This is a genomic window from Kitasatospora sp. NPDC059827 (genome assembly GCF_042731675.1).
Lineage (GTDB): Bacteria > Actinomycetota > Actinomycetes > Streptomycetales > Streptomycetaceae > Kitasatospora.
This window is the reverse complement of record NZ_JBHWIV010000161.1, coordinates 1-6,404: the sequence shown is the minus strand read 5'-3', so window position 1 is coordinate 6,404 and position 6,404 is coordinate 1. Positions and strand designations below refer to the sequence as shown.

Below are 6,404 nucleotides of genomic sequence, written 5' to 3'. Positions count from 1 at the left end.
GGGCTGGCTCTCCGGCGGCCCACGGGCCGCCGGGCACCGGAGACCGGACACCGCACGCAAAGGGCGCCAGGCACGATGAGGGACCGCCTCGGAACGACGCAGCCGACCGACACCGCCACCTCCCGGACGCCTGACTCCAGAACGGCCGGCGACGGAATCGCGGCCGGCGACGGAACGGCGGCCGGCCGGACGGCCACCCGCGGCCGGGCCGCGCTCGCGGCGAGCGCCCGCACCGCCGCGCTCCGGCTGCGCCTCACCTCCGTCTACGTCGTCCTGCTGACGATCACCGCCACCTGGCTCGCCACCCAGGGCCACGCCGGCCGGGCCCGGTTCGTCCGGCACAACAGCAGCAACGTCCACCACATGGAAGTGGGCAAGTGGTGGACGATGTTCACCAGCGGCCTGGTGGTCGACGGTGTCCCGGCCTGGGCCGGCATCGCCGCCGTCGCGATCGCCCTGGGCCTGGCCGAATGGCGCTGGGGCCCGGCCCGCGCGGGCGCGGTGTTCGTCTTCGGGCACCTGGGCGCCACCCTGCTCACCGAGGGTGCCATGTGGGTGATGCTGACCGCCCGGATCCCGGGGGCGCTCTCCCGCGCACGGGACGTCGGGATCAGCTACGGGCTGGTCGCCACCATCGGCTGCCTGCTCGCCCTGGGCCCTCGCGCGCTGCGCCGGTACGGCCTGCCGCTCCTCGCCCTGGTACTGGCCGGCGCCTGGGCGGCGGACCAGCAGCTGGCCGACGCCGGCCACCTGGTGGCCCTCACCCTCGGCGTCGTCGCCGCCCGCACCGCCTGGCTGCGCAACCGCGCCTCCTCCCGGGGCCCGGCGCCCAGCCCCCGGCGGCGGGCCCCGCGGTGAACCGCGCCAGGGTCAGTGATCGTCCTTCCCAGTGAGCCGGGTACGATGCAGAACCGATCAACCGGCTGGCTACCAGCTTCTGGTGACCGTTGATCAGGCCAAACGGAGGGGACCCGATGCCCGAGTTCGACAACGCCACGAACCCTGCGGACATGACCGACCCGGCGGGCTTCGCGGATCCGGTCGGCTCCGCGGATCCGGCGGGCTTCGGGCATCCGGCGGACTTCGTGGACCCGGTGATGCTCCAGACCCACCGGCCCCACCCGGCCCGGATCTACGACTACTGGCTGGGCGGCAAGGACAACTTCCCGCCGGACCGGGCCGCCGCCGAGCACGCGATAGCCGCCGCGCCCGACATCCCGCAGGCCGCCCGGGAGAACCGTGCCTTCCTGCGCCGCGCCGTACGGCTCTGCGTCGAGGCCGGGGTCCGCCAGTTCATCGACATCGGCTCCGGCCTGCCCGCCCAGGGCAATGTGCACGAGGTCGCGCAGGAGCTGGCCCCGGAGTCCCGGGTGGTCTACATCGACAACGACCCGATCGTGCTCGCCCACGGCCGGGCGCTGCTCGCCAGCAACCACTCCACCACCGTGCTCACCGGCGATCTGCGCGACCTCGACGAGCTGCTCGACCGGCCCGAGCTGCGCGAGCTGATCGACCTCTCCCGTCCGGTCGCCGTCCTGCTGATGGCCGTCCTGCACTTCATCGACGACGACCAGGCCGCCGCGGCCGTCAAGGCCGTCCACGACCGCCTCGCCCCGGGGAGCTTCCTGCTGCTCTCGCACAGCACCGCCGAGGGCAATCCGCAGCGCGCCGCCGAGGTCGTGAAGACCTGGGACGACACCGATTCGCGCATCCGGCTCCGGGGCCGGGCCGAGGTGGAGGGCTTCCTCACCGGCTGGGAGCCGCTGGAACCGGGCGTGGACTTCGTCCCGCTCTGGCGCCCGGACGGACCGACCGCGGGCTCCACCCGCTGGATGTACGCGGGTGTGGGCCGCAAGCCCTGACCCCCGCCTCCCCGGACCAGCGCAGGGCCGGACTCCCCCGGGAGTCCGGCCCTGCGCCTTCCCCGCCCCCTCCCCCGCCGCGGCGCGACCTGCCGAATCCCGTAAGCACCCCTCTGGCCAACGGAGTTGAGGTCGACCCCGGCCCCCGGGAGCGGCCCGCCGGAGCTGCCACCCCAGCCGACGCGGCCGTATGCTCTTGCGGTACTCTGCAAATCTATGCCAGAGTGCGGGCATCGGATCAATCAGGCCGAATCCCCTCACACGTCGCTAAATCAGGAGCCCGCACCGCGGGTGGGTCAAGGGTGCATGCATGTCGAAGGTCTTGAGCAAGCTGCCGGTCGGTGAACGGATCGGCATCGCATTCTCGGGTGGGTTGGACACCTCCGTCGCGGTCGCGTGGATGCGCGAGCACGGTGCCGTCCCCTACGCCTACACGGCCGACATCGGCCAGTACGACGAGCCGAACCTCGCCGACGTCCCGGCCCGTGGCCGTGCCTACGGCGCCGAGCAGGCCCGCCTGATCGACTGCCGGGCCCCGCTGGTCGAGGAGGGCCTGGCCGCCCTGGCCTGCGGCGCCTTCCACATCCGCTCCGCCGGGCAGACCTACTTCAACACCACCCCGCTCGGCCGCGCCGTGACCGGCACCCTGCTGGTCCGGGCCATGCAGGAGGACAACGTCTCGATCTGGGGCGACGGTTCCACCTACAAGGGCAACGACATCGAGCGGTTCTACCGCTACGGCCTGCTCGCCAACCCCAACCTGCGGATCTACAAGCCGTGGCTGGACCAGGACTTCGTCACCCAGCTCGGCGGCCGCAAGGAGATGTCCGAGTGGCTCGCCGAGCGCGACCTGCCGTACCGGGACTCCGCCGAGAAGGCCTACTCCACCGACGCCAACATCTGGGGCGCCACCCACGAGGCCAAGCGGCTGGAGTTCCTGGACGCCTCGCTGGAGATCGTCGCCCCGATCATGGGCGTCGCCTTCTGGGACCCGGCCGTCGAGATCGAGACCGAGGACGTCACGGTCGACTTCGAGTTCGGCCGGCCGGTCCGGATCAACGGCCGTGAGTTCGGCTCCGCCGTCGACCTGGTGCACGAGGCCAACCGGATCGGCGGACGGCACGGTCTGGGCATGTCGGACCAGATCGAGAACCGGATCATCGAGGCCAAGAGCCGCGGCATCTACGAGGCCCCGGGCATGGCGCTGCTGCACATCGCCTACGAGCGGCTGCTGAACGCGATCCACAACGAGGACACCCTCGCCACCTACCACACCCAGGGCCGGCGCCTCGGCCGCCTGATGTACGAGGGCCGCTGGTTCGACCCGCAGGCGCTGATGCTGCGCGACAGCCTGCAGAAGTGGGTCGGCCAGGCCGTCACCGGCAGCGTCACGCTGCGGCTGCGGCGCGGCCAGGACTACTCGGTGATCGACACCCAGGGCCCGAACTTCAGCTACCACCCGGAGAAGCTGTCGATGGAGCGCAGCGTCGACGCCGCCTTCGTCCCGGACGACCGGATCGGCCAGCTGACCATGCGCAACCTGGACATCGCCGACTCCCGCAGCAAGCTGGAGCAGTACGCGGGTCACGGCCAGCTGGCGCCGTGGACCGGCCTGATCGGCGAGCTCACCCCGGGCGGCGCGGCGCCGATCGCGGCGGGCACCGGCGACGAGGCGGAGTCCACCGCGCTGGACCACGCGGCGATCGAGTCCGGCACCGACTGACGGGTACTCGACCGGCAACGCGCCGGAACGGCCGGGGGCCGTCGCACCACACCGGTGCGGCGGCCCCCGGCCGCTTCCGCACGCCCGGCCGCCCCAGCGCCTTACACCGCACGCCCGGCGACACCGCACCCCTCAGCGGATCCGCGTCGCCCCCCGCCCGCGCACCGGGTGGGCGCCCAGCGGCCCGGCCGCCGCCCCCGCTCCCGCCCCGGGCGCCGTCGGCGGCGCCGCCACGGTGTCCCGCAGGGTCAGCAGGATCTCCCCGTCGTACCGCTCCGCCAGCAGACGGGTGAGCTCGGCGGCGCAGCCCGGCCGCACCGCCGGGGCGAGTTCGGGCAGCCGCCCCGGGTCGCTGAGGTCCTCGGCCTCGGCGGCCCAGCGCGCCGCGTCGCCCCGTTCGCCCTCGGCGGCATAGTGGACGGCCAGGCAGTGGACGGCCAGCTGGTCGCCGTACTGGGCGGCGATCCGCCACCAGAAGACCCCGTCCGCCGTGCGGCCCATGCCGTAGAGCAGGCAGCCGAGGGTGCGGAAGGCGGCCTTCTCGGCGAGTTCGAGGTCCAGGGCCAGTTCACCGGGCTCGACCGCGCCCGCCACCCCCGCGCACAGGTGGCGCAGGTCCCGCCGCAGTTCGGCCCGCCCGCCCGACCGGAGGTGGTCCCCGGCGGCCCCGGCGTGCGGCGGCCGGGCGACGGCGGGAGGCCGGGCGGGGCGCTCGCGGCCGGGCGGGGCGGCCCGGCGGGCGGCGGCCAGCCGTTCGGCCAGCCGGCGGGTGAAGGCCACCGGGTCGTGGTCGCGGAACTCCTCGTCCAGCTCGGCGGCGTGCGCGCGCAGCAGCTCGGTGACCCTCATGTCGCCTGCCCGTCGTCCGGGTGTTCCAGCAGGTACTCCAGGTGGCGCCGCCCGAGGCTGTAGTAGGTGCGGGCGGTGGTGTGGGCGATGCCGAGCGCCCGGCCGATGTCGGGGTAGGAGGTGCCCGCCTGGCGCAGCCGGACCACGTCGGCCTGGACGGGCGCGGCGCGCGCGAGGGCGTCCATCGCCCAGTCCAGGGCGTCCAGTTCGGCGAGCTCCTCCAGTTCGTCCTGGCTGGTGTCGGGGCGGCGCTGGGCGATCACCCGGAGCCGCTTGCGCTCGGCCCGGCCGCGTTCGCGCAGGACGTCGACCACCGCGTCCTTGACGATCTTGAAGGCGAAGGCCTGCGGGTCCGCGCTGGCCAGGGCCCGGCGCCAGTTCCGGTAGAGCGTGGTGCCGGCGTTCTGCACGGCGTCCTGGGCGTCCTCGCGGTGGCGCAGGCGCTGCCGGGCGTAGCGGAGGTAGCCGGTGTTCTCGCGGGTGAAGAACGCCTCGAAGTCGTTCGGCAGGTCGTCGAGCGGGTCCGCCCGAAGGCCCCGCTCCTCCCCCGGCCCGGGAGTGTTCACACGCGCCCCCTTCTCCTGGGTCAACTGGCCGGCCCACCGGTTGGCACGCCGACGGCCCGTTTCGGGGCTCGTGGTGTAACCGTCCGGGAGGTGCGGGTTGTCGACCGGATCGGGCGGACATTTGGGAACAATTCTGTTCACTTTCGAACCAGGCCGCTGACCTGCCCGTTCGTGGGCGCGAACGGGCGCCCGACCACCCCGGAGTGACCCAGATCACACTCGTTCGGATGGCGGCTTGACAAGCCCCGGCGACCCGCCCTCCCGACAACCGCCCTACGGGGCCGGCTGCACGTCCGCCGAGTCCAGCGCGACGGTCACCCGCTCCAGCAGCACCCGCAGCGCGGCCAGGTCCTCGACCGGCAGCCCGGTCGCCGTGAGCAGTCGGCGCGGCACCTGCCCGGCCCGCTCGCGCAGCGCCGCCCCCTCGGCGGTGAGGCTGACGGTCACCGACCGCTCGTCCTCCGGGCTACGCTCGCGGCGCACCAGTCCGGCCGCCTCCAAGCGCTTGAGCAGCGGGGAGAGGGTGCCGGAGTCGAGCCGCAGGCGCTCACCGATCCGCTTGACGGGCAGCTCGCCGTCCTCCCAGAGCACCAGCATGACCAGGTACTGCGGGTAGGTGAGCCCGAGGTCCCGGAGCAGGACCCGGTAGACGCCGCCGAAGGCGCGGGAGGCGGCGTTGAGCGAGAAGCAGATCTGCTGGTCGAGGCGGAGCAGTTCCTCGTCCGCCATGCCGGGGAGCGTGGTCATGACCCCATGGTACCGATCGCAGTCGCGCCATCTAGTTGTGCACAACTGAATTGCGTGCTCTACTTATGGAGCAGTCGGCAGCCGGACCTCCACGGAGGACCGGACGGCCGCCGGAACAGGACGACTCCGCCCGCCCCCGCGCACCGCGACGCACCGCGGACCGCGCACCACGAAGGGACCCACCATGGACGCGCTCTACACCGCCGCCGCCACCGCCAACGGCCGCGAGGGCCGCGCCGTCAGCTCGGACGGCCAGCTGGACCTCGCCCTGGCGATGCCGCCCGCACTCGGCGGCAGCGGCCAGGGCACCAACCCCGAGCAGCTGTTCGCCGCCGGTTACGCCGCCTGCTTCGCCAGCGCCCTCGGCCTGGTCGGCCGCCAGGCCCGGGTGGACACCAGCGAGGTCTCGGTGACCGCCGAGGTGTCCATCGGCAAGGACGGCGCGGGCTTCGGCCTGGCCGTCGTGCTGCGCGTCGAGCTGCCCGAGGCGCTCGCGGGCGAGGGCGGCGAGCTGCTGGTCAAGCAGGCGCACGAGGTCTGCCCGTACTCCCGCGCCACCCGGGGCAACATCCCGGTCGAGCTGGTCGTCGAGTAACACCGCCGGGCAACACCCGCCCCGGGGCGGACCCCGGACAGGCAACGGGCAGGCTCCGGGCG

7 protein-coding genes are annotated in these 6,404 nt (G+C 73.7%); 4 read left to right on the top strand and 3 right to left on the bottom strand.

All coding sequences use genetic code 11. The features are described 5' to 3' along the window. The first annotated feature begins 75 nt into the window (after nt 1–75). From ACFV8H_RS41000 to argG, 3 genes are all read left to right on the top strand, one after another. Entirely contained in the window at nt 76–858 is a 783-nt protein-coding gene (locus ACFV8H_RS41000; RefSeq protein WP_380409832.1) for a rhomboid-like protein, read from the top strand. A gap of 116 nt (nt 859–974) precedes the next feature. Further along, on the top strand, nt 975–1,862 hold the full coding sequence (locus tag ACFV8H_RS40995; protein ID WP_380409830.1) for an SAM-dependent methyltransferase: 888 nt from the start codon (nt 975–977) through the stop codon (nt 1,860–1,862). 310 nt (nt 1,863–2,172) lie between these two features. After that, complete coding sequence (argG, locus tag ACFV8H_RS40990; protein WP_380409828.1) at nt 2,173–3,585, top strand: argininosuccinate synthase; 1,413 nt, start codon at nt 2,173–2,175, stop codon at nt 3,583–3,585. Between the two features lie 132 nt (nt 3,586–3,717). Here argG and ACFV8H_RS40985 read toward each other — a convergent pair whose 3' ends face one another. From ACFV8H_RS40985 to ACFV8H_RS40975, 3 genes are all read right to left on the bottom strand, one after another. Continuing rightward, the gene (locus ACFV8H_RS40985; protein ID WP_380409826.1) at nt 3,718–4,434 is read right to left on the bottom strand and encodes a hypothetical protein; all 717 of its coding nucleotides are present in this window, start codon (nt 4,432–4,434) and stop codon (nt 3,718–3,720) included. After that, entirely contained in the window at nt 4,431–5,000 is a 570-nt protein-coding gene (locus ACFV8H_RS40980) for an RNA polymerase sigma factor (RefSeq protein WP_375887037.1), read from the bottom strand. Before ACFV8H_RS40980 ends, ACFV8H_RS40985 begins: the two co-directional genes overlap by 4 nt. 273 nt (nt 5,001–5,273) lie before the next feature. Continuing rightward, the gene (locus ACFV8H_RS40975; protein ID WP_375887035.1) at nt 5,274–5,747 is read right to left on the bottom strand and encodes a MarR family winged helix-turn-helix transcriptional regulator; all 474 of its coding nucleotides are present in this window, start codon (nt 5,745–5,747) and stop codon (nt 5,274–5,276) included. 184 nt (nt 5,748–5,931) lie between these two features. Here ACFV8H_RS40975 and ACFV8H_RS40970 point away from each other — a divergent pair, with 184 nt between their 5' ends. Next, a complete protein-coding gene (locus ACFV8H_RS40970) occupies nt 5,932–6,342 on the top strand; it encodes an organic hydroperoxide resistance protein (protein ID WP_360245460.1) in 411 nt (136 codons plus the stop codon). The last annotated feature ends 62 nt before the right edge of the window (nt 6,343–6,404 follow it).